Source organism: Bacteroidales bacterium (genome assembly GCA_014860585.1).
Classification (GTDB): domain Bacteria; phylum Bacteroidota; class Bacteroidia; order Bacteroidales; family 4484-276; genus RZYY01.
Map to the genome: position 1 here is coordinate 1 of JACZJL010000051.1, position 2,788 is coordinate 2,788.

The following is a 2,788-nucleotide window of genomic DNA, read 5'->3' on the forward strand; positions in this document are numbered from 1 at the left end:
GACTGGGATCCGGACGGCAATTTGGATCCGGCCAGTGTCACGCTGGTAGACGGCGGGAGCGCAGATGCCAATGGTACGCTGACGCTGAACGCAGACGGTAGTTTCACCTACACGCCGGACCTTGACTTTGTCGGCCAGGTAAGCTTTACTTACCAGGTATGCGACACCGGCACACCGGTTTATTGCGATGAAGCGATAGTGACGATCGACATTTACCCGAATCCGTTTGGTGAGAACTACACGTTTGCGGTAGATGACAGTTATATAGGAACGCAGGACGATCCGATCATTGGCAACATTTTGGCAAATGACTACGATCCGGAATTAGACATCCAAACCTTCAGTGCGATCCTGGTAGAGCCACAACATGGAACAGTGACGGTGACCTTGGCGGGCGACTTTGTGTACACACCTGAACCGGGCTATTACGGGCCGGATCAGTTTGTATACGAGGTGTGTGACGATGGTACTCCGATAGCTTGTGATCAGGCGACGGTTTACCTGCTGGTAGCACCACTTCCTGATGTTACTCCAATTATCACTGCAGTGCCCAACGTAATGAACGGACCGACGGATTTTTACGTTACTGTCAGGATTACTGAATTGAACAATGTTAACACCAATGGTTTGATTACTGTAAGGATTCCAAAGGATACACGTTGGGTTTTAGATGGTCCTTATGATCAGTCACTCACTATGCTTGGAACAACCCCTCTTAATAATGCAGATTGGAACTATTCAGACGATGCAACATACCACATTTTCACCACGACCGCTGTAATTCCTGCCGGAGGATTTTCGTACTTTGGTTTTAATGCCAGGTGGGATGCAGGACAAACTGTTGGTATCTATACCATTACCTCCCAAATTGTTGAAGGAAGTGGTGGTGAAATCCGCATCGACAATAACGTTGATGCTGAAAAGCTTGATTATTTTATTAACTAAATAAAACATTCTACTATGAGGAGGGGACTTTTTACAATTATTATTTTTATTTCAGCACTGATTTCAAATGCACAAAGTTGGAATCCATACGTAAACCAGGGTATTGTGAGCCCTGCACCAATGTTACCTGCTGAGTTTAATGGCTCAGGTACGCTTTCTTTTAATATTGGAAATACAGGAAGTACAATTCTGGACTTGAGGGTAAATCAGGAAATGACGCTTAAAATAACCTTATCCAAAGGCGTACCAGACAATGCAGATCCAATCGCTGCATTGGGTGGTACATGGCTTGGATATTTCAATTGGACTTATGATCCGGGCCTTAGGACTTACACTGCTGTTCAGAATCAGGATATTCCAGGATCCAGCCAGGGAAATATTACGATAGCCTACAAGGTGGTTGAAAATACTGCCATAGGTTCGCCACAAAATGGTTTTAATGTGAATATCCAGCCACCACCCTATACCAATGGATTCAACACTACTGACGATGATGCTGTTAGCTCCTACACCTATGTGAGGGCTTTGGATTATGGAGATGCCCCATTGAGTTTTGGTAGTGTATATCATGAAATTAGTCTTTTCAAAGACCCAATTGAAGATTACTATTTGAGTTACATGTATTTGGGGGCTGCAGTTAGTGCCGAGCCTGCCTATCAGGCTTCGGCTAATGCTGATGCTGATACTTATGATGATGGTGTTGTTTTTCCAATTATGGTTGCCGGTTCTGCAGTTGTAATTCCAGTTAGTCTCACAATAGTTGATGGTGATTTATCATTTGCAACCGGAAGACTAAACGGCTGGATAGATTGGAACGGTGATGGTGATTTTTTAGATACCGGTGAAAGGATTGCTAATAATATGTCTATTGATTATTTTACTCTGGGAGATAATACCGGAACAGTTAATCTAAATGTAACTATACCCTTAAATGCAACAACAAACCCTACATTTGCCCGGTTCAGGTTTGGAAATCCAGCGTCCTCTCCCACTCAAATTCCATCTACCAATTGGGGTGAAGTTGAGGATTACCAGATCACTATTCTAAATGAGGCAGATATTGCAGTAGTGAAGTCTGTTGAAACAACTCCTCCAACAGCAGTGGTTGCAGGTGGTGAACTAATGTACAAATTAGTTATCAGCAATGCCGGACCATCTGTTGCCCAGAACGTTGTACTTTCTGATCTTCTTAGTAACCTACCCTTCCCTTCACCACAATATGCTACTTCTACTTCCGGACCCTGGAATGCCTGGTCGGGTTCTATTTCTATCGGTTCGATGTCACCTTCTGCTTCTGTGACTTACTATATTAAGGGCACACTAAGCATCAACCAGTGTACAGATGTAATGAACACAGCTTCGGTGACAACTACAACAAATGATCCCAATCTTCTAAATAACGAATCATCAGTTACTACCACGGTTTATGATGCAACCAATCCCGAAATTGCTGGCTGTGCTGTTCAGCGGAATCTTACCGGATGTAATACTTCAGTAATAACACAACCTGTTTACTCTGAAACATTGGCATCATCATCTGAATCAGAATTTGAAGGCCAACCGAACAATGGCGACGCAAGTGATAACTGTGCTATTACAACTGTCGAATATATGGATGAGGTAACATCAGGTGCTGGTGTTTGTCCAATTGTCGTGATAAGAACATGGTATATCAGAGATGCAGCGGGGAATACAGCTACTTGTGAGCAGACGATCACGATCACGGACAACACGCCACCGACGTTTGACGCACCGGCTGCCATCACTGTTTACAAGGATGCCGATTGTTTGTACAACATTTTACCAGCAATAACAGGCGAGCCGACGAACGTAGATGACAACT

At 43.9% G+C, this 2,788-nt stretch carries 2 protein-coding genes; both read left to right on the top strand.

The features are described from left to right. Positions 1–945: cadherin-like domain-containing protein (locus tag IH598_05875; GenBank protein MBE0638026.1), on the top strand; the 945-nt coding region annotated here is incomplete at its 5' end. 15 nt (positions 946–960) lie between these two features. After that, on the top strand, positions 961–2,788 hold a 1,828-nt coding region (locus tag IH598_05880), incomplete at its 3' end, for a DUF11 domain-containing protein (protein MBE0638027.1).